General features: G+C 62.0%; 22 protein-coding genes. 11 read left to right on the forward strand and 11 right to left on the reverse strand.

The genetic code is table 11. The features are described 5' to 3' along the window. Window positions 1-279 precede the first annotated feature (279 nt). Window positions 280-1,803, forward strand: coding sequence for a fumarate hydratase (locus V7787_RS13185; RefSeq protein WP_003255232.1), 1,524 nt, complete (start codon window positions 280-282; stop codon window positions 1,801-1,803). Window positions 1,804-1,924: 121 nt separating this feature from the next. On the opposite strand, the gene V7787_RS13190 is transcribed toward V7787_RS13185, so the two are convergent. Together V7787_RS13190 and V7787_RS13195 are read right to left on the reverse strand one after the other, a co-directional pair. Next, on the reverse strand, window positions 1,925-2,797 hold the full coding sequence (locus V7787_RS13190) for a carbon-nitrogen hydrolase family protein (RefSeq protein ID WP_104886651.1): 873 nt from the start codon (window positions 2,795-2,797) through the stop codon (window positions 1,925-1,927). Then, window positions 2,794-3,384 (reverse strand): GNAT family N-acetyltransferase, encoded by a 591-nt coding sequence (locus V7787_RS13195; RefSeq protein WP_003255235.1) that lies wholly within the window; start codon window positions 3,382-3,384, stop codon window positions 2,794-2,796. The genes V7787_RS13190 and V7787_RS13195 overlap by 4 nt, the downstream gene beginning before the upstream one ends. Before the next feature lie 115 nt (window positions 3,385-3,499). Between V7787_RS13195 and V7787_RS13200 the strand changes: the two genes are divergently transcribed. After that, entirely contained in the window at window positions 3,500-3,898 is a 399-nt protein-coding gene (locus V7787_RS13200; RefSeq protein WP_064492390.1) for a nuclear transport factor 2 family protein, read from the forward strand. Window positions 3,899-3,928: 30 nt separating this feature from the next. On the opposite strand, the gene V7787_RS13205 is transcribed toward V7787_RS13200, so the two are convergent. The 7 genes from V7787_RS13205 to V7787_RS13235 form a co-directional block, all read right to left on the reverse strand. Further along, window positions 3,929-4,507, reverse strand: a complete 579-nt coding sequence (locus V7787_RS13205; protein WP_003255238.1) for a DJ-1/PfpI family protein — start codon at window positions 4,505-4,507, stop codon at window positions 3,929-3,931. A 51-nt stretch (window positions 4,508-4,558) separates the two neighbouring features. Then, complete coding sequence (locus tag V7787_RS13210; protein ID WP_104886652.1) at window positions 4,559-5,716, reverse strand: phospholipase D-like domain-containing protein; 1,158 nt, start codon at window positions 5,714-5,716, stop codon at window positions 4,559-4,561. A 1-nt stretch (window position 5,717) separates the two neighbouring features. Next, window positions 5,718-6,299: a YceI family protein gene (locus V7787_RS13215; protein ID WP_129932954.1), complete on the reverse strand. Its 582-nt coding sequence runs from the start codon at window positions 6,297-6,299 to the stop codon at window positions 5,718-5,720. A gap of 44 nt (window positions 6,300-6,343) precedes the next feature. Then, on the reverse strand, window positions 6,344-6,640 hold the full coding sequence (locus V7787_RS13220) for a hypothetical protein (RefSeq protein WP_064492388.1): 297 nt from the start codon (window positions 6,638-6,640) through the stop codon (window positions 6,344-6,346). Beyond that, window positions 6,637-7,716: a serine hydrolase domain-containing protein gene (locus tag V7787_RS13225; protein ID WP_336088538.1), complete on the reverse strand. Its 1,080-nt coding sequence runs from the start codon at window positions 7,714-7,716 to the stop codon at window positions 6,637-6,639. Before V7787_RS13225 ends, V7787_RS13220 begins: the two co-directional genes overlap by 4 nt. Window positions 7,717-7,824: 108 nt before the next feature. After that, a complete protein-coding gene (locus tag V7787_RS13230) occupies window positions 7,825-8,385 on the reverse strand; it encodes a response regulator transcription factor (protein WP_003255244.1) in 561 nt (186 codons plus the stop codon). Continuing rightward, window positions 8,385-9,641, reverse strand: a complete 1,257-nt coding sequence (locus tag V7787_RS13235; protein ID WP_012051278.1) for an ATP-binding protein — start codon at window positions 9,639-9,641, stop codon at window positions 8,385-8,387. The genes V7787_RS13230 and V7787_RS13235 overlap by 1 nt, the downstream gene beginning before the upstream one ends. A 202-nt stretch (window positions 9,642-9,843) precedes the next feature. Between V7787_RS13235 and V7787_RS13240 the strand changes: the two genes are divergently transcribed. From V7787_RS13240 to V7787_RS13280, 9 genes are all read left to right on the forward strand, one after another. After that, entirely contained in the window at window positions 9,844-10,560 is a 717-nt protein-coding gene (locus V7787_RS13240; protein WP_003255248.1) for an SIMPL domain-containing protein, read from the forward strand. Between the two features lie 378 nt (window positions 10,561-10,938). Then, complete coding sequence (locus V7787_RS13245; RefSeq protein ID WP_010952093.1) at window positions 10,939-12,564, forward strand: ABC transporter substrate-binding protein; 1,626 nt, start codon at window positions 10,939-10,941, stop codon at window positions 12,562-12,564. Between the two features lie 146 nt (window positions 12,565-12,710). Next, window positions 12,711-14,303, forward strand: coding sequence for an ABC transporter substrate-binding protein (locus V7787_RS13250; RefSeq protein ID WP_064492386.1), 1,593 nt, complete (start codon window positions 12,711-12,713; stop codon window positions 14,301-14,303). A gap of 228 nt (window positions 14,304-14,531) precedes the next feature. Continuing rightward, window positions 14,532-15,911 (forward strand): OprD family porin, encoded by a 1,380-nt coding sequence (locus V7787_RS13255; protein ID WP_104886654.1) that lies wholly within the window; start codon window positions 14,532-14,534, stop codon window positions 15,909-15,911. A gap of 78 nt (window positions 15,912-15,989) precedes the next feature. Further along, the gene (locus V7787_RS13260) at window positions 15,990-17,600 is read left to right on the forward strand and encodes an ABC transporter substrate-binding protein (RefSeq protein WP_177409996.1); all 1,611 of its coding nucleotides are present in this window, start codon (window positions 15,990-15,992) and stop codon (window positions 17,598-17,600) included. 91 nt (window positions 17,601-17,691) lie between these two features. After that, window positions 17,692-18,702 carry an ABC transporter permease subunit gene (locus tag V7787_RS13265; RefSeq protein ID WP_003255257.1) on the forward strand — a complete coding sequence of 337 codons (1,011 nt, stop codon included), beginning with the start codon at window positions 17,692-17,694 and terminating at the stop codon, window positions 18,700-18,702. Window positions 18,703-18,712: 10 nt separating this feature from the next. Continuing rightward, window positions 18,713-19,639: an ABC transporter permease subunit gene (locus V7787_RS13270; protein WP_003255259.1), complete on the forward strand. Its 927-nt coding sequence runs from the start codon at window positions 18,713-18,715 to the stop codon at window positions 19,637-19,639. Between the two features lie 10 nt (window positions 19,640-19,649). Continuing rightward, a complete protein-coding gene (locus V7787_RS13275) occupies window positions 19,650-20,618 on the forward strand; it encodes an ABC transporter ATP-binding protein (RefSeq protein ID WP_104886656.1) in 969 nt (322 codons plus the stop codon). Continuing rightward, window positions 20,618-21,586 (forward strand): peptide ABC transporter ATP-binding protein, encoded by a 969-nt coding sequence (locus V7787_RS13280; RefSeq protein WP_003255261.1) that lies wholly within the window; start codon window positions 20,618-20,620, stop codon window positions 21,584-21,586. Before V7787_RS13275 ends, V7787_RS13280 begins: the two co-directional genes overlap by 1 nt. Window positions 21,587-21,952: 366 nt before the next feature. Here V7787_RS13280 and V7787_RS53075 read toward each other — a convergent pair whose 3' ends face one another. Both V7787_RS53075 and V7787_RS13285 read right to left on the reverse strand, forming a co-directional pair. After that, window positions 21,953-22,123, reverse strand: a complete 171-nt coding sequence (locus V7787_RS53075; protein WP_196766214.1) for a helix-turn-helix domain-containing protein — start codon at window positions 22,121-22,123, stop codon at window positions 21,953-21,955. A gap of 75 nt (window positions 22,124-22,198) precedes the next feature. Continuing rightward, window positions 22,199-23,065, reverse strand: a complete 867-nt coding sequence (locus tag V7787_RS13285; RefSeq protein WP_064492383.1) for a DMT family transporter — start codon at window positions 23,063-23,065, stop codon at window positions 22,199-22,201. Between the last annotated feature and the right edge of the window lie 362 nt (window positions 23,066-23,427).

The following is a 23,427-nucleotide window of genomic DNA, read 5'->3' on the forward strand; positions in this document are numbered from 1 at the left end:
TGTACCCTCCATATTCTTCAGTCGGCTCACCCCCTATCACCACTCAGCCTCTTGGATACCTGTCGCCTGCGACGTCACGCTTGGCAGAAAAACCATGCCTGCCCGTTACCGACCATGGTCCAGACCGGCCGCAGGTGTGCCGGGCACGGATGCGCGCTATACTGCCGCGCCTTTTTCCGTCGGCCTGACCTGCCGGCGCCTTGCAAGGCGCTTCGACGTGCTGGTCGGCTATGTCGAGCGTCTTTTTGAATGTTCCCGTCTTTAAGAGGAGCGCGCTGCATGACCGTGATCAAGCAAGACGACCTGATTCAGAGCGTCGCCGACGCCCTGCAATTCATCTCGTACTACCACCCCGTCGATTTCATCCAGGCCATGCACGAGGCCTATCTGCGTGAGGAATCGCCTGCTGCACGCGATTCCATCGCCCAGATCCTGATCAACTCGCGCATGTGCGCCACCGGCCATCGTCCAATCTGCCAGGACACCGGTATCGTCACCGTGTTCATCCGCGTGGGCATGGACGTGCGCTGGGACGGCGCCACCATGAGCGTCGACGACATGATCAACGAAGGTGTGCGTCGCGCCTACAACCTGCCTGAAAACGTCCTGCGCGCTTCGATCCTGGCCGACCCGGCCGGTGCCCGCAAGAACACCAAGGACAACACCCCGGCAGTGATCCACTACTCCATCGTCCCCGGCGACAAGGTGGAAGTCGATGTCGCAGCCAAGGGTGGCGGCTCGGAAAACAAGTCGAAGATGGCCATGCTCAACCCGTCCGACTCGATCGTCGACTGGGTACTGAAGACCGTGCCGACCATGGGTGCTGGCTGGTGCCCGCCTGGCATGCTCGGCATCGGCATCGGCGGTACCGCCGAGAAGGCCGCGGTCATGGCCAAGGAAGTGTTGATGGAGTCCATCGACATTCACGAACTGAAAGCCCGTGGCCCACAGAACCGCCTGGAAGAAATCCGCCTGGAGCTGTTCGACAAGGTCAACCAGCTGGGCATCGGCGCCCAGGGCCTGGGTGGCCTGACCACCGTGCTCGACGTCAAGATCATGGACTACCCGACCCACGCCGCGTCCTTGCCGGTGTGCATGATCCCCAACTGCGCTGCTACCCGCCACGCCCACTTCGTGCTCGATGGCACCGGCCCGGCAGAACTGGAAGCGCCGTCGCTGGACGCTTACCCGGAAATCGTCTGGGAAGCCGGCCCGAGCGCCCGTCGCGTCAACCTCGACGACATCACCCCGGAAGAAGTTGCCAGCTGGAAGCCGGGCGAAACCATCCTGCTCAACGGCAAGATGCTGACCGGCCGCGATGCCGCGCACAAGCGCATGGTTGAAATGCTCAACCGTGGTGAAGAGTTGCCGGTAGACCTGAAAGGCCGCTTCATCTACTACGTCGGCCCGGTCGACCCGGTGGGTGACGAAGTGGTAGGCCCAGCCGGCCCGACCACTGCTACCCGTATGGACAAGTTCACCCGCCAGATCCTTGAGCAGACTGGCCTGCTGGGCATGATCGGCAAGTCCGAGCGTGGCCCGACCGCCATCGAGGCGATCAAGGACAACAAGGCCGTGTACCTGATGGCCGTTGGCGGCGCTGCCTACCTGGTCGCCCAGGCCATCCGCAAGTCGAAGGTACTGGCCTTCGCCGAGCTGGGCATGGAAGCGATCTACGAGTTCGAGGTCAAGGACATGCCGGTGACCGTCGCCGTGGACAGCAACGGTGAGTCGGTACACATCACTGGCCCTGCCCTGTGGCAGAGCAAGATTGCCGAAAGCCTGGCCGTCGAAGTGAAGTAACCTGATGTAACTGCGGCGGCTGCTTCGCGGGCAAGCCCGCTCCCACACGTACAGCGCAAGCCAGAAGGCTACGCATTTGACTGTGGGAGCGGGCTTGCCCGCGATGAGGCCGCCACAGTCATCACAGGACTCTCTCGAACTGCTCCGGCCAGTCCCGCCAGGTAAACACCTGCCCTTCCCGCCTCACCCGCCGCACTTCCTCCAAATCTACCTCACACACCAGCCACTGGCTGCAGTCCGGGTTCAGCTGCTCGCTCAACGCTACCACACCGTCCCCCGGCATCCCGTGATCCGGCGGCACGAACAAGCCTGCCCGGCCGATATTCTCGTCCAATGCCGGCGACCAGGGCGCCACGCCCACCGTAGGGCTCTGCAACACGGCAATCTGGTTCTCCAGGGCGCGCGCCTGGGCGCCAATACGCACCCGGTGGTAACCGGCTTCGGTATCGGTACAACTTGGCGCCAGGATCAGGTCGGCACCACACTCGGCCAGGCGGCGGGCCAGCATCGGGAACTCGTTGTCGTAGCAGATCAGGATGCCCAAGCGCCCCAGTTCGGTTTCGAACACCTGCAGCCCCTGGCCTGCAGCGATGTCCCACTGCTCGCGCTCGAAGCGGGTCATCATCAGTTTGTCCTGATAACCCAGCACACCTTGGGGGCCGAACAGCCAGGCACGGTTGCGGTAGCGCCCATCGTTGTCCAGCACCGGCACACTGCCCGGTTGCAGGTAGATCCCCCAGCGTCGGGCAAGGCTCTCGCACAACGCTTTCCAGGGTTCGATCAGCGGCTGGATGCCGGCAATCGAAGCCTTCAGGTCTTCCCGCTGCCCGGCATTCAGCTGGCCGCTCAGCACCAGCCCGGCGTACTCCGGCAACAGCAGCAAGCGTGCCCCCGCCTCCACCGCTTCGGCGCACAGGCCTTGCAGGTGGTCGGCGTAGGCGTCCCAGGTTTCGTGCAGCTCGATGGCGTACTGGCAGGCTGCCAGGCGGATCATATCGGCAGTGCCTTGAGCCAGAACGACATCAGCTTGTCGGAGCTTTCCTGCTCGTCCAGATCGCGCCAGGCGTAGGTGGTACGCAGCGACGGGTCGTGCAGGAAGCCGCGGTTGCGCCAGAAGCCGTGCAGGGGTTTGTACTCGGCTGGCCGGCGCGGGTGCGCACCGGGTCGCTCGACCGCGCAGAACGCGCAGTAATCGAACTCGGCCAGTTTGTGTGCGTAGGACTCGCGCTCGATGAAGAAGCGAACCCCCAGGCCCTGTCCGCGGTATGCCGGCAACACCAGCGACTCACCGAAGTAGTACACACTGGCCGGGTCGCGCCCCTGGGCCAGGAATGGCTGCTGGAATTCGGGCGCGACATCCACCAGCGGCAGGCCGGTAGAGGCGCCGACCACCTTGCCGTCGTCCAGCGCCAGCACAACCAGGCTGCGCCCGGAGCGGGCATAGTTGGCCAGGTAGTCGGCCTCGTACTCCGGGGTGCCGTCGTAAAGGTAGGGGAACTCGCGGAACACAGTAAGGCGCAGGCGAGCGAGGTCATCGATGTAAGGCGCGATAGCGGCACCGTGCAACAGGCGTATTTCCATGTTTGGCGGTCGTTTTGTCGATGTGGATGACGCGCTCGGCTAAGCCGGGCTTGAGGGGAAACCCTATCATCCGAGTTAACGACCCGCCTTTTCCCTACACGACAGGAAATGTTCCATGACCGCAACCGAACTGGTAAATGCTTACTACGCCGCCTTCAACGCGGGTGACATGCAGGCGTTTCTGGCGCTGCTCAGCGAAGACGTGATCCACGACATCAACCAGGGCGAGCGCCAGATGGGCAAGGCCAGGTTCGCCGCGTTCATGGAAAAGATGAACCGCTGCTACCGCGAGCGCCTGGCCGACATCGTGGTGATGCAGAACGCCGATGGCAGCCGCGCGGCGGCGGAGTTCACCGTGCATGGCCAATACCTGGCCGATGACGAAGGGTTGCCGACAGCAAACGGCCAGACCTATGTGCTGCCGGCGGGGGCGTTCTTCTATATTCACTGTGGCAAGATTGCCCGGGTGACCAACTACTACAACCTCAATGACTGGGTGGAGCAGGTTGCCTGAAGCAACCCACTGCCAACCCAATCAAGCCTGTCAGACAATACGCGTGCCCAGCACTTGCAGGAACGCCGCCAGCCAGGCCGGGTGCGCGGGCCATGCCGGTGCGGTCACCAGGTTGCCATCCACATGCGCCTGGTCCACCGCGATGTCGATGAACGTGCCACCCGCCAGGCGCACTTCTGGCGCACATGCCGGGTATGCGCTGCACTCACGCCCCTCCAGCACCCCTGCCGCCGCCAGCAGCTGGGCACCATGGCACACCGCCGCAATCGGCTTGCCGGCCTGGTCGAACGCCCGCACCAGGTCCAACACCTTTTCATTCAGGCGCAGGTACTCCGGCGCCCGGCCACCCGGGATCAGCAGCGCGTCATAACTCTCGGGCCGCACCCGCACGAAATCATAATTCAGGGCAAAATTGTGCCCAGGCTTTTCGCTGTAGGTCTGCTCACCCTCGAAGTCATGAATCGCGGTACGCACGGTCTGCCCCGCCAGCTTTTCCGGGCACACCGCATGCACCGTGTGGCCCACCATGCTCAAGGCCTGGAACGGCACCATCGCTTCGTAATCTTCGACGTAGTCGCCCACCAGCATGAGAATTTTCTTCGCCGTCATCTCGCCCACTCCTTCGGTTAACTGTGAATAGTCACTGCACGATAGCCGCTGTCAGTCACGGCGGTCGAGGAAGTTGACCACCAGCCGATCGAGCCAGCCCCAGATCCGTTGCTTCACCCTGCGCCACAAAGGGCGCGCATGCCAGTGGGCGAGGTCGACTTCTTCGCTCTGGGCGAAGTCGCGCTCGAAGCTGGCCACCACCGCCGCTGTCAACGGCGGGTCGAGCGCTTCGATGTTGGCTTCAAGGTTGAAGCGCAAGTTCCAGTGGTCGAAGTTGCACGAACCGACGCTGACCCAGTCGTCTACCACAGCCATCTTCAGGTGCAGGAAGCACGGCTGGTACTCGAAAATCCGTACGCCCGCGCGCAACAGACGCGGGTAGTAACGATGCCCGGCGTAGCGTACCGAGGGGTGATCGGTACGCGGGCCGGTCAACAACAGACGCACGTCCAGGCCCTTGCTGGCAGCCCGGCGCAACGACCGGCGCACGCTCCAGGTCGGCAAGAAGTACGGCGTGGCCAGCCACACCCGTTTCTGGCCGCTGTTCAGCGCCCGTACCAGCGCGTGCAGGATGTCCTGGTGCTGGCGGGCGTCGGCATAAGCGACCCGGCCCATGCCCTGCCCCTGCGCAGGCACCTTGGGCAGACGCGGCAGGCCAAAGCCTTCAGCAGGGCGCCAGGCGGTGCGGCGGTTGTTGGCTTGCCACTGACGGTCGAACAGCAACTGCCAGTCGCTCACCACCGGCCCCTGCATCTGCACCATCACTTCGTGCCATTCGCTGGTCGCCTCACCCGGCGTCCAGAACTCGTCGGTAACGCCCGTCCCCCCCACCACTGCCCAACGTTCGTCAACCAGTAGCAATTTGCGATGATCACGGTAGAGGTTACGCAGGCCACGCTTCCAGCGCAGGCGGTTATACCAGCGCAAGTACACGCCAGCGTCCAGCAGGCGCTGACGCAACGCGCTGTTGAAGGCCAATGAACCGTAGTCATCGAACAGGCACCGCACTCGCACGCCACGCCGGGCAGCCTGCTCCAGCGCGTCGACCACCGCCTCGGCACAGGCACCGGCCTCGACCAGGTACAGCTCCAGGTCAACCTGGAACTCGGCACGCATGATCGCCAGGAGCATGCGCGGAAAGAACGCAGGGCCGTCGATAAGCAGTTCGAACTGATTGCCATCCCGCCAGGGGAAGACCGGCCCCGCCATGTCAGCGCGCAGTGAAGATCAGCACCGCGCTAACCGGTACCGACGGGTTGATGGACTTCAACCTGGCGAACTTGCGCAGGCTTTCCAGCCCCGGCACCAAGCCAAAATCTTCGGCGCGCAGCACCAGAGGCTCAAGGGTCACCACCTGAAAGCGCCGCGCATCCAGGCGGGTGGCCAGCAACAGGACATTGTAGCTGTGCGACTGGCCATGCAGGGTGACCGTCAGCGGCAGGCGCAATTCGATCTGTGCACCGTCGGCCAGGTCATTGATCGGCTGCAGGTCGATCTGCGCCTTCACTGTGGCCTCGGCGAAGCGCTCGACCTCGAACAGGTTGTCGCGCATTTGCTCGTCACGCAGCGGAATACCGCTGCTCACCGAGTCCATCTCGATCCTCAACCCGGCCATACCCTTGCGATCGACCGTGCCATGCAACACCAGAAAGCGATGCACTTCGGCGGTGTCGCCGTTCTTGCCGGTGATGAACGACAGCCGTGAAGATTCGCCATCCAGGTGCCAATTGGCATGAGCGGGCAGGCACAAAGCCAGTAATAAGGCAGGCAGCAGACGGGGCAACTTGAACATGACAGATCTCGTGAAACCAGGCCGCCAACCTTACCCGCCTGCATTCATGGCAGCAAGCGGCAGCCCTCACGCGCGCTTTGCCAGGCCGCCTGGCTGCGCCGCCCCAGGCCTTCAGCGGTGACTCGCTGCTGCTGGCTGTTTTCCTCCAGCAGGCTCAGTGGCAGCCACTGCTTCACGTACCCTTGGCAGTACACCTTGTCGAAGCCCATGACAAAGCGGCAGGAACAATATTCCTTGGCCGAGTAGGCCGAGAGTATGCCGGGGAAGTCCGCCAGCGCCTGGCGTTCCTGCCAGGCCCAGTACAGGAGCCCTGCCAGCGCCAGCAGCAATAACCGCTTCATGCCCCCTCCCCGGCCAGTACCGCCAGCACCCGCTTGAGCAATTCGTCGTGTCGATAGCTGCTGTCGCGGTCATCGGCGTAGCGCACGATCACCAGCCTTTGCTCAGGTAGCACATATAACGCCTGCCCCCAGTGGCCAAGGGCGGCGAAGGTGTCTGCGGGTGCACTGGGCCAAGGCCGTTCGGCGCCAGCCAGCGGCTGGTTGAGCCACCAGTGGCCGCCCGGGATGGCCTCGCCAGGCAGCGCCTGGGCCTGGGCAAACGGGGTGCGGTTGAAGGCTACCCAGGCTTTGGGCAGCAATTGTCGGCCCTGCCAGCGCCCGTCGCGCTGCATCAGCAGGCCAATACGGGCCAAATCGCGGGCACTGAGGTAGAGATAGGAAGAGCCTACGTAGGTGCCTGCTCGGTCACGCTCCCACACCGCACTGCCGATACCCAACGGGGTGAACAGTGCGTGCCAGGGGTAGTCGGGGTACTGCCCGGCATCGAGCATGCCACGCAGCGCGGCGGCCAGCAGGTTGCTGTCGCCGCTGGAGTAGAGGAACCGCTGACCGGGGCTGGCGGCGGCACCCCGGGCCGCCGCGTAGGCGGCCATGTCTGCGCGGCCACGGGTATACAGCATGGCCACTACCGAGGACTTCAGCGGCGCGTATTCGTAGTCTTCCTGCCACTCGAGGCCACTGGCCCAGTACAGCAGGTCGGCCACGCGCACGCCTGGGTGGGCGCGCATGGGGGGATAGAAGCGGCTGACCGGGTCTTGCAGCTGGAAGCGGCCTTCGCCCTGGGCTACGCCCATTACCGTGGCCAGTATGCTCTTGCTTACCGACCAGGTCAGGTGCGCGGTGGCGGCGCGGGTGGGCGCGGTGTAGCGCTCGTGGAGGATACGCCCGTCGCGGATGATCAGCAGAGCGTCCGTGCGGATGCCGTTGCGCTCCGAGGGGGAGCGTGCAGGAAAGGCGTAGGCGTCGACGGCCTGCCAGTCGAGGGTGGCAGGGTCGTTCTGCCACTGCGGGTCAGGCCAGTCTTCAGCTTTGGCGCTACCTGCAACCAGCGCAAGGATGACCAACAGTACCTTCATCGAGCTCGCCTTGATTGGGGCTGCTGTGCAGCCCTTCGCGGGCAAGCCCGCGCTCACAGTTGCAGGAGCGGATTCCCCCGCGAACAGGCCAACATCATCGATAAGGAATCAGCGCCGAACCGGCCGCTTCTGCAGCTTGCGCTGCAACGTCCGTCGGTGCATGCCCAGCGCCCGCGCGGTGGCCGAGATATTGCCTTCATGCTCGTTCAGCACGCGCTGGATGTGTTCCCACTGCAGGCGATCGACCGACATCGGGTTTTCCGGCACCAGGGTATCCAGGTCGGTGTGCTCCGACAGAAGTGCTGCCAACACATCATCGGCGTCAGCCGGCTTGCACAGGTAGTTGCAGGCACCGCGCTTGACCGCCTCCACTGCGGTGGCAATGCTCGAGTACCCGGTCAGGATCACCACGCGCATTTCCGGGTCCAGTTCCAGCAGCTTGGGCAGCAGCACCAGGCCGGAGTCGCCATCCATCTTCAGGTCCAGCGTGGCGTAGTCCGGCAGGTCCTGCTGGGCCAGAATCAAGCCTTCTTCGGCAGAACTGGCAGTGCTCACACGGAAACCGCGACGGCTCATGGCCCGGGCCATGACCCGGGTGAAGGTGGCATCGTCATCCACCAGCAGCAGGTGCGGCAGCTCTTCGCTTTCGACCTGGTTTTCTTCGCTCATCATTCATCTCCTCGCTTGCCATAGGGCAGGCGCAGTTCGGTCAGGGTGCCACCCTGTTCATGACTATAGAGTTTCACCGAGCCGCCCGCACGGGTCACGCTGGCCTTGCTCAAGAACAGGCCCAGGCCGAAGCCTTTGCCCTTGGTGGTAATAAAAGGTTTGCCGATGGCTTCGGCAATGGCTGGCGGTACACCAGGACCATGGTCGTGGATACTGATGACGATGTCCTGGGCGTCCCAGTCCAGGCGAACTTCCAGATCATCAGGGCAGGCATCGGCGGCATTGTTCAGCAGATTCAGTAACGCCTGGGTCAGGTCTGGCGGCGGCGCCAGACGCGGCACCTTGCCGTCGCGCAGGCGCTGGAAGCGGTAGCTGGCTTCCGGGCGCATCAGGTGCCAGCGGTTGAGCGCCTCGTCCAGCCAGGCAGTCACATCCTGCTCCACGATGGCCAGGCGCCGGTTGGCTTCCGCTGCGCGCACCAGCTGTTGCAAGGTCTCTTTGCACAGCTTTACCTGGTCCTGGAGGATCTGCAGGTCCTCCTGCAACATCGGGTCGGTGTGGTCCTGGCGCATTTCGTTGATCAGCACGCTCATGGTCGCCAGCGGCGTACCCAGTTCATGGGCGGCACCGGCAGCCTGGGTAGCCACAGCCAGCAGTTGCTCGTCGCGCAGGCTTTCTTCACGCCGCTCTGAACGCAGCTGCTCCTGGCGGCGCAGCTCTTCGGCCATGCGCGCGGCAAAGAAGGTGATCACAGCCGCCGCCAGGGCAATGCTCAGCCACATGCCGTAGACCTGCATCTTGTCCCGCGCCATCGGCAGCCCTTCGAGCGGGTAGAACTGCACCAGCAGCAAACTGTAGGCCGTCAGCGCAATGCCCGACAGGATCAGCGAATACAGCCACGGCAAGGTCACCGCAGCGATCGCCAGCGGCACCAGGTAATACGACACGAACGGGTTGGTCGAGCCGCCGGAGTAATACAGCAAGGCACTGTGGATCAGCAGGTCACAGGCCAGCTGCAGGGCGTACTCCATTTCGGTGACGGGCAGCGACAGCCGCAGGCGCAGGGCCGTGAAGGCACACAGCAACGAAGACAAAGCCAAGGTGCCGGCCAGCGACAGCCAGGGCAATGGCAGCAGTTCGGTCCAGTAGGCAACGCCCACCGAGCCGGCCTGGGCAGCCAGGACCAGGACCCGAATGACGGTCAGGCGCCAGAGGTTCTGGCGGGTAGCGGACAACGGTTGTACGGCGGCGAGCATGAGCTCTCCTGATGAGTGCTCCAGAAAAATCGGCTGGAGTATACCGAAGCCGGGCGCCTCGCTGCAGCGATGCGGCAAAGCGCCACACTTTGTCACAGGTTCATGATGGCACTTTTGAACCCACTACACTGTTGCCGGTCCTATGGGCCATGCGTGGAATGGATGACCAGCCCCCACGCCTTCAAATGCCAAGGAGTACCACATGCAAATCCCACGTCGCGGCGCCGCCCTGATCATGTCTTGCGGCCTGCTCGCCAGCCTGCCGGCACTGGCTGCCGATGAACCGCGTTTCAACCAGGTATCGCTGCGTGCCGAAGTCAGCAAGGAAGTGGCGCGCGACCTGATGGTCGTGACCCTGTACAGCGAAGCGCAGAACAGCGACCCGGGCAAGCTCGCCAAGCAGATTACCGAAACCATGAACAAGGCCGTGCAGCAGTCGCGCCAGGTCAAGGACGTGAAGATCAGCCAAGGCAGCCGCAACAGCTACCCGGTGTATGACAGCAAGGGCCAGAAAATTACCGGCTGGCGCGAGCGCGCCGAACTGCGCCTTGAAAGCGCCAACTTCCCGGCCTTGTCCCAGCTTACCGCCGATTTGTTGCAAGAGCTGAAAATGGCTGGCATGGACTTCTCCATCGCCCCGGCCACGCGCAAGGCCAGCGAGGATGCTCTGCTCAAGGATGCGGTCGATGCCTTCAAGGCACGCGCGCAACTGGCGACCGAAGCGCTGGGTGGCAAAGGCTACAAAGTGGTGAGCCTGAATCTCAACAGCAGCGGCTACCCGCGCCCGTACTTGCGTAGCGCGCCGATGGCGATGAAGGCCATGGGGGCTGATGAAGCGGCACCGGCGCCAGATATCGAGGCAGGCACCAGTGAAGTGAGCATGAATGCCGATGGCCTGATCGAAGTGCAGATGCCATAAGGCGTCCACGCATCATTTGTGGGAGCCCGCGAGCAGACACGGTGGTGGAGGCACGGGCTTCGCCCGTGTTCGCGGGTAAACCCGCTCCTACGGGTGACTGCGTCATTGTCACGATTTTCAGACATTTCTTACGCACCAACAGGGTGCGTCCTACGCATTCCCCTGCCTAGAAACATCGCGCAAAACGCCATCATTTTGCCTACGCAAACGTTTAACTTCGCCAAAAGTTATACCGATGCGACATCCATGTACGTTCGTGCCACTTTCCCGGCGTCAACTATCCTTGTACCTGTTGCAATGGGAACGCCCCCTGCATAAGTATCCGCAGGTCGGCTCACGAGGCCACCTCATCCAAAAAATGACAACAATGAGGCCACCATGCTCAAACACGCAGTCATTCCGTTCCTGCTGGGTGCAGGCTTGCTCAGCGGCGCACCGTCGGCCGTTGCCGCATCCAACCTGGTGTTCTGCTCCGAAGGCAGCCCGGCCGGCTTCGATCCGGGGCAGTACACCACCGGGACCGACTTCGATGCCTCGGCAGAGACCGTGTTCAACCGCCTGACCCAGTTCGAGCGCGGCGGCACTGCGGTCATCCCGGGCCTGGCGACCAAATGGGAAGTGTCCGACGACGGCAAGACCTACACCTTCCACCTGCGCGAAGGGGTCAAGTTCCACACCACCGACTACTTCAAGCCCAGTCGCCCGTTCAACGCCGACGACGTGCTGTTCACCTTCAACCGCATGCTCGACAAGGACAACCCGTTCCGCAAGGCGTACCCCACCGAGTTTCCATACTTCACCGACATGGGCATGGACAAGAACATTGCCAAGGTGGAGAAGCTTGACGAGCACACGGTGAAGTTCACCCTCAACGAGGTTGACGCCGCGTTCATCCAGAACCTGGCCATGAGCTTTGCCTCGATCCAGTCCGCCGAATACGCCGACCAGCTCCTAAAGAACGGCAAGGCCGCCGACATCAACCAGAAGCCGATCGGCACCGGCCCGTTCGTGTTCAGCAAATACCAGAAGGACGCGCAGATCCGCTTCAAGGGCAACAAGGACTACTGGCAGCCCGAGGACGTGAAGATCGACAACCTGATCTTTGCCATCACCACCGACGCCTCGGTGCGCATGCAGAAGCTCAAGAAGAACGAGTGCCAGGTCACCCTGTTCCCACGCCCTGCCGACATCGAGCCGCTAAAAGCCGACAAGAACCTGCAAATGCCGCAGCAGGCCGGTTTCAACCTCGGTTATATCGCGTACAACGTGATGGACAAGATCAAGGGCAGCAACGAGGCCAACCCCATGGCCCAGCTGAAAGTCCGACAGGCGCTGGACATGGCCGTGGACAAGAAAAAGATCATCGAGTCGGTGTACCAGGGCGCCGGCCAGCTGGCGGTCAACGCCATGCCGCCCACGCAGTGGTCCTATGACGACAGCATCAAGGACGCCGCCTTTGACCCCGAGAAAGCCAAGCAACTGCTCAAGGAAGCCGGCATCAAGGAAGGCACCGAAATCACCCTGTGGGCCATGCCCGTGCAACGCCCGTACAACCCCAATGCCAAACTGATGGCTGAAATGCTCCAGTCCGACTGGGCCAAGATCGGTATCAAGGCGAAGATCGTCAGTTATGAATGGGGCGAGTACATCAAGCGCTCCAAAGGTGGCGAACAGGGTGCCATGCTGATTGGCTGGAGCGGTGACAATGGTGACCCGGACAACTGGCTGGGTACCCTCTACGGTTGCGATGCCGTCGATGGCAACAACTTCTCCAAGTGGTGCTACAAGCCCTACGACGACCTGATCAAGCAGGCCAAGGCCACGTCCGACCAGGCCAAGCGCACCGAGCTGTACCAGAAGGCGCAGCATATCCTCAAGGAGCAGGTACCGATCACCCCGATCGCCCACTCCACTGTCTACCAGCCCATGAGCGCCAAGGTGAAGGACTTCAAGATCAGCCCGTTCGCGCTGAATTCCTTCTACGGCGTCAGCGTGGACAAATAGGCTGACTGAGGCACCCGCTGAATCGCGGGTGCCCTTCACCCCCGCCACCTCTTCATGTCGTCCTGCGGCCATACGCTGCGGGGACGGCGAACTGTTGCCGCCATTCGTACCCGGAGGCGGCGCGAACAGATGAAAAAGGATTTGCCATGCGCCACGTTACCCGCCTTTCCGCGCTGCTGGCTCTGGGCCTGGTCAGCCAATCCCCGGTCCTGCTGGCCAACAACCTGGTGTTCTGCTCTGAAGGCAGCCCAGCCGGCTTCGACACCGCCCAGTACACCAGCGCCACCGACAACGACGCCGCCGAACCCATCTACAACCGCCTGGTCGAGTTCGAACGTGGCGGCACCACCGTGCACCCGGCCCTGGCGACGCACTGGGAGGTGTCCGACGACGGCCTGCGCTACACCTTCCACCTGCGTGAAGGGGTCAAGTTCCACAGCAACAAGGCCTTCAGCCCGAGCCGCACGTTCAACGCCGACGATGTGCTGTTCACCTTCAACCGCATGCTCGACAAGGGTCATCGGTTCCGTCAGGCCTACCCTACCGAGTTTCCCTATTTCAACGGCATGGGCCTGGACAAGAACATCGCCCGCGTCGAGAAGGCCGACCCATTGACCGTGGTGTTCACCCTGAACACCGTCGATGCCGCGTTCGTCCAGAACCTGGCCATGAGTTTCGCCTCCATCCTCTCCGCTGAATACGCCGAACAGCTACTGGCCAGTGGACGCCCCAGCGACATCAACCAGCAGCCTATCGGTACCGGGCCGTTCGTGTTCCAGCGCTACCAGAAGGATTCGCAGATCCGCTACAAGGGCAACAAGGACTATTGGGCAGCGAACGAAGTGAAGATCGACAACCTGGTGTTCTCGATCAATACCGACCCGTCGGTGCGTATCCAGAAGCTGCGCCGCAATGAATGCCAGGTGACCCTGCACCCACGCCCGGCCGACCTGCCGGCGCTCAAGGCCGACAGCACGCTGCAGGTGCTCCAGCAACCAGGCTTCAACCTCGGCTACATCGCCTACAACACCCAGCACCCGCCATTCGACCGCCTGGAAGTGCGCCAGGCAATGGACATGGCGGTCAACAAGGAAGCCATCCTCCAGGCGGTGTACCAGGACGCCGGCCAACGGGCGGTCAACGCCATGCCACCGACCCAGTGGTCCTATGACGACAGCATAAAGGACGCCCCGTACGCGCCAGAAAAGGCCAGACAGCTGCTCCAGCAGGCGGGTGTCAAACCTGGCACCGAGATCACCCTGTGGGCGATGCCGGTGCAACGCCCGTACAACCCCAATGCCAAGCTGATGGCCGAAATGCTCCAGGCGGACTGGAGCAAGCTCGGATTCAAGGTGCGCATCGTAAGCTACGAATGGGGCGAATACCTCAAGCGCATGAAAAACGGTGAGCACGACATCGCCCTGATCGGCTGGACCGGTGACAACGGCGACCCGGACAACTGGCTGGGCACCCTCTACAGCTGCGAAGCCATCGGCAGCAACAACTACTCGCGGTGGTGCGACCCGCAGTACGACAGCCTGGTCAAGCAGGCCAAGCAGGTGACCGACCGTACGCAACGCACCGCCCTGTACCAGCAGGCCCAGCAGCGGCTCAAGCAGCAGGTACCGATCACGCCGGTGGCGCATTCCACCGTGAGCCAGCCGCTTAGCGTCAAGGTTTCCCAGTTCAAGGTCAGCCCGTTTGGGCGCAATGATTTTTCCGGTGTGAGTGTTGATTAAGCGTTAGCCAGTACCGGCCTCTTCGCGGGCAAGCCCGCTCCCACAGGATCTCGACAGGTTCGGACACTGCGCCCTACCTGAGGGAGCGGGCTTGCCCGCGAAGAGGCCAGAACGGCCAACACAACGCCCCGATTCTGCCCGGTGATCCCGCGGCACCCCTGGCAACACCGCAGCAATCACCCGGCCCACAAGGCCGGCCATAACTAGAAAAGAAAGGGAGCTTTAACCTTGAAAGTATTCACCTTGACCGCACTGGCGTTATCCATCAGTGCCTTTTCCACGGTGGCCCAGGCAGATCCGCAGAGCCAGGACTACATTCCGCTCACCCTCAAAAGCAGCAGCGAGCAAGCGCAAGCCAGCGGCTTCATCGACGGCCAGAGCCTGTCCGGCAGCACCCGCAACTGGTATGCCCGCGAACGTGCCGCACGCGCGCCGCTGTGGAAGTACTACAAGAACGACGGCACCCGCCACGACACTCACAGCCGTGAAAACTGGGTCCAGGGCACCATCCTCAATTACAGCTCCGGCTTCACCCAGGGCACCGTGGGCTTCGCCGTCGAGGCTGCCGGCTACAACGCCATCGCCCTGCAACAGAGCCGCGAAGCCATCGCCGGCCCCAACAACCGCACCCTCACCCACAGCGATGGCGACCCCGTCGGCCAGTGGAGCAAACTGGGCCTGGGCAATATCAAGGCGCGCGTGTCCAACACCACCCTTACCCTTGGCCGCCAATCGGTGGATACGCCGATGATCGCCTACATCGGCAACCGCGCCCTGCCCTCGAGCTTCCAGGGCGCGTTCCTGCACAGCGCTGAATTCGACAACCTCAGCATCGACCTGGGCACCTTCGACCGCGTCTCGCCACGTACCGAACAGAGCCTCAGCAAGTTCCGCAGCGAGTACAGCGCCACCGGCGTGGAAACCGACCGTGCCAGCACCGCCGGCATCAACTACCAGCCGTTCAAGAGCCTGAGTACCAGCCTGTACGCCACCAAGGTCGACGACTTCTGGAACCAGTACTACTTCGGCGCCAACCATGTGCTCGGCGACAGCGCAGTGCTCAGCCTGAGCACCGGCCTGAACTACTACAAGACCGTCGACGCCGGCAGCCAGAAAATGGGCAAGATCGACAACGACACCTACAGCCTGTCACTGGGCCTGACCCATCAGGCCCACACCCTCAGCGCCTCCTGGCAGCAGGTCAACGGCAATGAATACTTCGACTACCTGCACGAAACCAACGGCATCTTCCTGGCCAACTCGCTGCTGTCGGACTTCAACGGCCCCAACGAGAAATCGCTGCAGATTTCCTATGTGCTGAACATGGCGCCCTATGGCGTGCCTGGCCTGAAGTTCAACCTGTACAACGCCCGCGGCTGGGGTATCGACGGCACCCACTACCGCGGCACTGCCTACGACGTGAATGGCCTGGATGGCGAAACCCACTATGAGTGGGGTATTGGCACCAGCTACGCGTTGCAGAGCGGGCCGCTGAAAGACACCAGCATCCGCGCCACCTACACCACCCATCGCGCCAGCAAGGCCCAGGGCGATGGCAGCCTGGATGAGTTCCGCGTGGTCACCACCATTCCGTTCAACATTCTCTGACCGTCGGCGCCCTGGCCCGTTTCGCTGCGGGCCGGGGCGGCTACGCTGGAACCAATGCAAGCAGGGAGTTTTCAACACATGCACAGAGCTTTCATGAAATCGCGGCCGTTGCGCCTAGCCCTGGTCGCGCTGCTTCTGGGCGGCGCCACGCAACTGGCGGCCAAGCCGCTGGTGGTGTGTACAGAAGCCAGCCCGGAAGGGTTCGACATCGTCCAGTACACCACCGCAGTCACCGCCGATGCCTCGGCCGAGACAGTGTTCAACCGCCTGGTCGACTTCAAACCCGGCACCACCGAGATCCAGCCGGCCCTGGCCGAGCGCTGGGACATTTCAACCGACGGCCTGACCTACACCTTCCATCTGCGTCAGGGGGTGAAGTTCCACACCACCGACTACTTCAAGCCCACCCGTGACTTGAACGCCGATGACGTGCTGTGGAGCCTCAATCGCCAGCTCGACCCGAACCACCCCTGGCATGACAAGACCAGCGTCGGCTACCCGTACTTCGAGAGCATGGGGTTCAAGGAACTGCTCAAGTCGGTCAGCAAGGCTGACGAGCACACCGTGGTGATTACCCTCAGCCGACCGGAAGCGCCGTTCCTGCGCGACATGGCCATGGGCTTTACCTCGATCTACTCCGCCGAATACGGCGACCAGTTGCTCAAGTCTGGCAAGACCGCCGAGCTGAACAGCAAACCGATCGGCACCGGCCCTTTCATCTTCCAGCGTTACAACAAGGACGCCCAGGTCCGCTTCAAGCCCAACCCGGACTATTTCCGCGGCAAGCCGCCGGCCGATGCGCTGGTGTTCGCCATCGCCATCGACAGCAACGTGCGCCTGCAGAAACTGCGCGCCAACGAGTGCCAGGTGGCGCTCTATCCCAAGCCCGATGACGTGCCGTCGATCAAGCAAGACCCGAAACTCAAGGTTGAAGAAATCGAGGCCCTGGTCACCGGCTACATCGCCATGAATACCCAGCACAAATACCTCAACGACGTGCGTGTGCGTAAAGCCATCAACATGGCCTTCGACCGCCAGACCCATGTCGACCAACTGTTTGGCAAAGGCAACGCGCTGGTGGGTGTAAACCCTTACCCACCCACCATGATCGGCTACAACACCCATAACCAGAACCCACCGCGCGACCTCGATAAAGCCCGCGCACTGCTCAGCCAGGCCGGTGTACCCGAGGGCACGGTAATCACCCTGTTCACCCGCAACGGCGGCGGCCCGACCAACCCCAACCCGCGCCTGTCCGCCGAGATGCTGCAGGCCGACCTCAAACAGATCGGCCTCAAGCTGGATATCCGCGTCATGGAATGGGCCGAGATGCTGCGCCGGGCGAAGAACGGCGAAGCCGACCTGGTGTCCACCGGCTGGGCCGGCGACAACGGCGACCCGGACAACTTCCTCAGCCCACTGCTCAGTTGCGATGCCGTGAAAAGTGGCGAGAACTATGCGCGCTGGTGCAACCCCAAGTTCCAGGAGCTGATCAGCCGCGCCCGCGAAGTGATCGACAACGACGAGCGTGCAAGGCTCTATAACGAGGCATTGAAAGTGTACGATGACGAACAACCCTGGATCAGCATGGCTCATCCAAAGATGTTCACCGCCATGCGTGACAACGTGGAGGGCTACGTGATCAACCCTCTGACCAACAACAACTTCGCCACCACCAAGGTGAAGTAGAACAACAACGACCGCCGGCCACCCACACGGGGACCGGCGGCTCTGCCGTACCGGGCTGATCGCCCCACGGCCTGATGAGGTAACCCCGACAATGTTGAGTTTTATTGCCCGGCGCCTTGGCCTGCTGATACCGACCTTTTTCGGCATCACCTTGCTGACCTTCGCGCTCATACGCCTGATCCCCGGCGACCCGGTGGAAGTGATGATGGGCGAGCGCAGGGTCGACCCCGAAATGCATGCCCAGGCCATGGAACGCCTGGGCCTGAACAAGCCACTGCCGGTCCAGTACCTGGACTACGTCGGCAAACTTGCCCAAGGTGACCTTGGCGAATCGCTGCGCACCCGCGAAAGCGTGTGGCGCGAGTTCCTCACCCTGTTCCCGGCCACCCTGGAGCTGGCCTTCGCCGCCCTGCTGTTCGCCGGCGTCGTCGGCCTGCTGGCCGGTGTAATCGCCGCACTCAAGCGCGGTTCGCTGTTCGACCACGGGGTCATGGGCATATCACTGGCCGGCTACTCGATGCCGATTTTCTGGTGGGGCCTGATCCTGATCATGTTCTTCTCCGTGAGCCTGGGCTGGACCCCGGTGTCCGGGCGCATCGACCTGCTCTACGACATCGAGCCGAAGACCGGCTTCATGCTTATCGACACCCTGCTCAGCGATGAAGAAGGCGCGTTCAAGGACGCTGTGATGCACTTGATCCTGCCGGCCATCGTGCTCGGCACCATCCCGCTCGCGGTGATCGCCCGCATGACCCGCTCGTCGATGCTGGAAGTACTGCGTGAAGACTACATCCGCACCGCCCGCGCCAAAGGCCTGTCGCCGGCCCGTGTGGTGTTCGTCCATGGCCTGCGCAATGCGCTGATCCCGGTGCTGACCGTGTTCGGCCTGCAGGTCGGCACGCTGCTGGCCGGTGCGGTGCTGACCGAAACCATCTTTTCCTGGCCGGGCATCGGCAAATGGCTGATCGAAGCCATCGGTGCCCGTGACTACCCCGTGGTCCAGAACGGCATCCTGTTGATCGCCTGCCTGGTGATTCTGGTCAACTTCGTCGTGGACATCCTCTACGGCCTGGCCAACCCACGCATCCGTCATCAGCGCTGAGGCCCTTGCCATGACTAGCCCGATTACAAAATCCGTGTCACCGGCCAGCCCGGTGGACCAGAGCCTGCTCTACCCCTCCCCGTACAAAGAATTCTGGCAAGCCTTCGCGCGCAACAAGGGCGCGGTGATGGGCCTGGCCTTCATGTGCCTGGTGGTGTTCTGCGCGCTGTTCGCACCTTGGGTAGCCCCGCATGACCCGAGCGAGCAGTACCGCGACTTCCTGCTGACCCCGCCGGTGTGGCTGGAAGGCGGCACCTGGCAGTTCATCCTGGGCACCGACGAACTGGGCCGTGATCTGCTTTCGCGGCTGATTCAGGGTGCACGGCTATCGCTGCTGATCGGCCTGTCGTCAGTGGTGATGTCACTGATCCCAGGCATTCTCCTTGGCCTGCTGGCCGGCTTTTTCCCGCAGTTGCTCGGCCCGTCGATCATGCGCCTGATGGACGTGATGCTGGCCTTGCCGTCGCTGTTGCTGGCCGTGGCCATCGTCGCCATCCTCGGCCCTGGCCTGATCAACACCGTGATTGCCATCGCCATCGTTTCCCTGCCGTCCTACGTGCGCCTGACCCGCGCCGCGGTGATGGGCGAACTTAACCGCGACTACGTCACCGCCGCACGCCTGGCCGGCGCCGGCTTGCCCCGACTGATGTTCGTCACCGTGCTGCCCAACTGCATGGCACCGCTGATCGTGCAGGCCACGCTCAGCTTCTCCTCGGCCATCCTTGACGCCGCCGCACTGGGCTTCCTCGGCCTCGGCGTACAGCCGCCAACCCCCGAGTGGGGCACCATGCTGGCTTCGGCCCGGGATTACATCGAGCGCGCCTGGTGGGTGGTAAGCCTGCCCGGCCTGACCATCCTGCTCAGTGTGCTGGCAATCAACCTGATGGGCGACGGCCTGCGCGATGCGCTGGACCCGAAACTCAAGAACGCCGCCTGAGGAAAACGCCATGCCACTTTTGCAGATCAACAACCTCAACGTGCGCTTCGGCGACGCCAATGCGGTACCCGTGGTGGACGGCCTTGACCTGGTGGTAGACGCCGGCGAAATCCTGGCCATTGTCGGCGAGTCCGGCTCGGGTAAATCGGTCACCATGATGGCCCTGATGGGCCTGATCGACGCCCCCGGGCGCATCACCGCCGACGCCCTGACCTTCGACGGCACCGACATGCTCAAGCTCAGCGGCCGTCAGCGGCGCAAGGTGGTGGGCAAGGACATCGCCATGGTCTTCCAGGACCCGATGACCGCGCTCAACCCCAGCTACACCGTAGGCTTCCAGATCGAGGAAGTGCTACGACAGCACCTGGGCCTGAAAGGCAAGGCTGCACGCCAGCGTGCTCTGGAGCTCTTGAAAAAGGTCGAGATCCCGGCCGCCGAAAGCCGCCTGGACGCTTACCCGCACCAGCTGTCAGGCGGCATGAGCCAACGTGTGGCGATCGCCATGGCCATTGCCGGCGAGCCAAAGCTGCTGATCGCCGACGAACCGACCACGGCCCTCGACGTGACGATCCAGGCACAGATCATGGAACTGCTGGTCAACCTGCAGAAGGAGCGCAACATGGCGCTCATCCTGATCACCCACGACCTCGCCGTGGTCGCCGAAACCGCCAGGCGGGTGTGCGTGATGTACGCCGGCCAGGCCGTGGAAGTGGGCCAGGTGCCAGAACTGTTCGATGCGCCCGCCCACCCTTACAGTGAAGCCCTGCTAGCGGCGATCCCCGAGCACAGCATTGGCGCCGAACGCCTGGCCACCCTGCCTGGCATCGTCCCCGGCCGCTACGACCGCCCGGTCGGTTGCCTGCTGTCACCACGCTGCCCCTATGTTCAGGACAATTGCCGGCGCCAGCGCCCCCCCCTCGACCCTCAGGCCCACAGCCTGGTGCGTTGCTTCTACCCGCTGAACCAGGAGGTGGCGTGATGGCCGTCGTTCTATCCGCCCGGGAGCTGACCCGGCACTACGAAGTCTCCCGCGGGCTGTTCAAGGGCCATGCCCTGGTCCGTGCGCTCAATGGCGTTTCATTCGAACTGGAGGCCGGCAAGACCCTGGCTGTAGTCGGCGAGTCCGGCTGCGGCAAGTCGACCCTGGCCCGCGCCCTGACGCTGATCGAAGAGCCGTCGTCCGGCTCGCTGCAAATTGCCGGCACCGAGGTGAAGGGCGCCAGCAAGGCAGAGCGCAAACAACTGCGCCGCGATGTACAGATGGTGTTCCAGAGCCCCTACGCCTCGCTCAACCCAAGGCAGAAGATCGGTGACCAACTGGCCGAACCGCTGCTGATCAACACCTCGCTGAGCAAGGCCGAGCGCCGGGACAAGGTGCAGAAGATGATGGAACAGGTCGGCCTGCGCCCCGAGCACTACCAGCGCTACCCACACATGTTCTCTGGCGGCCAGCGCCAGCGTATCGCCCTGGCCCGGGCGATGATGCTGCAGCCCAAGGTGCTGGTGGCCGACGAACCGACCTCCGCGCTGGACGTGTCGATTCAGGCGCAGGTGCTGAACTTGTTCATGGATCTGCAGAAGGAGTTCAACACTGCCTACGTGTTCATCTCGCACAACCTGGCGGTGGTGCGGCATGTGGCGGATCAGGTACTGGTGATGTACCTGGGGCGGCCGGCAGAAATGGGGCCGAAGGAGGACATCTACAACAAGCCGCTGCATCCCTATACCCAGGCGCTGCTGTCGGCGACACCGGCGATTCATCCAGACCCGTTGAAGCCTAAGATTCGCATCGTCGGGGAGCTGCCCAACCCGCTGAACCCGCCGGATGGGTGTGCCTTCCACAAACGCTGCCCGTACGCGACCGAGCGGTGTGCCAAGGAGGTGCCGGCGCTGAGGCAGGTGAGTACGCGGCAGGTGGCCTGCCACTATGCGGAGCAGTTTCTTTAACTGTTAGAAAACTGGGCAGCCCTCAATGCGAAAAACAGCAGTTTGCTGCGCTGCCCAGCTGAAGTACCAAGGCTTTTTGATTGTGGAGCTGAATCCATTTGTGGACGAGGTTGCCATTGAGGCTGTAGCCCAAGGCGATGTTTGCGATGGAGGCGCCGGGCTCGTCGCACTCTGGGCTTTGAAAGGTTTATTGTAGGTACGGCGCTGAGGCCTGGAAAATCCGCTTGCTGGGTCAGAAATGGTGTCTACTTTTAGGTGGACACCATGGCCTTCGCCGGTTCCATCAGGAAGATGTGTTGGCCGGACGGATACCGGGATTCGACCATCAGGGAAGTGTCAGACTTTTGTGTACGGGACAAGGTATTTTCAATGCTTTGATACCTGCTTGCTGACTGCAGACGCCGTCAAGCCTAATCGGGCAGATGCGTATACAATACTTCCAGTTTCAACCACTACCGCAAATGCTGCCATGCAAGGCAACATATCAACATGACTTTCGCAAGATAGATTTGATAGTCCATTACTATGAGCACTCATATCTACAGGCCCACAGCGAAGAAATACGCCATTGGCACACCCCCAAAATCTACAATTTATATACCGAAGAAAATGTCACCCATACAGGTGCAGAAGCAAAGCCCCTGACAACACTAGGCTAACACCACCGATCTGGATGACTGACAGCCGCTCGCGAAAAAAGAAGTACCCCAGGATCGCGGCGATACCACCCGACAACGTGCTGATGACGGTGACAACGGACACCGAGCCATTTAGAGCCCCCCAAGAAAACGCAGAAAACCCTCCCAAGTTGAAAAGACTGGCCCCGCACAGTGAGCCATAGGTCTTCAGCATTATCGTCGTATGATCCCGCAGAAACTTGATGGCTTCAGGGATAAGGAACATGACCCCCACCGCATACCCTAGCGCCAGCATGTTCACCGGTCCCAGCGCCGGCAAGGTGAATTTCCCCTGAATCCAGAAGCTGATGCCGTAAAGCATGGCCGCCAACAAAGCAAACCACACAGACATTACGCTGGTGACCTTACGATCGAAACCACCATTATCGCTGCGGCAGGCCAACAGCACGCCGAAAAAGCAGACAAGGATACCGACCACCTGCCAAGCGGAAAGGGCATCACCACCCAGCCATGCCAACAGCGTTGTAAAAACACCATACGAAGTGACCAGGGGCGCCACGATGGCTGTCTTGCCAATAGCGAAAGCTTTTGAAAGCGCCAGCGCTCCTACTACGGTGCATAGAGAGGCGACAATTCCTAACCCTATCGTGAGCCAGGGCGCAGAAGTAAATTTCTGCCACTGATCGGCTGAAATGGCAATAATGATTGCCATCAAGAAAAGCCCTAGCAACTGACCGAAAAATACCGCCCGTTTTACTCCAACCGCTCTTGCGTTCACGCCGACCAAGAAGTCTGTGCACCCCCAGAACACCGCAGCCAGCAACCCCATGAATACGTCCATAGCAATGGTCCTTAATTATGAATTATTCCTGAACCTCCTCAGACAGTAATCGGGAAAACAGCAGAAATCAAACACCTATTTTGACAAGAATCTACAGACTAACGTATTTCGGCACGTCCACCAGCCTAGCAACATTATTAACGAGTTAGTTAGTACTGTAGAGATAGCGGCAAGTGCCAAGAGAATACTGTAGGAACTTTCAGACAACACTCCACTTGCACTTACTACACTAAATATTACTAATTCAACGAGACCCTTGGTGTTCATCAGAACACCAAATTGGATTTATTGATCTCAAGCCGGCATCCGGGCCCTGCCTTGCACACGCCTTTTGTAGCGAAGAGTTGTAGCAAAAGGGCCGC

The sequence above is a fragment of the Pseudomonas sp. CGJS7 genome, assembly GCF_036961695.1.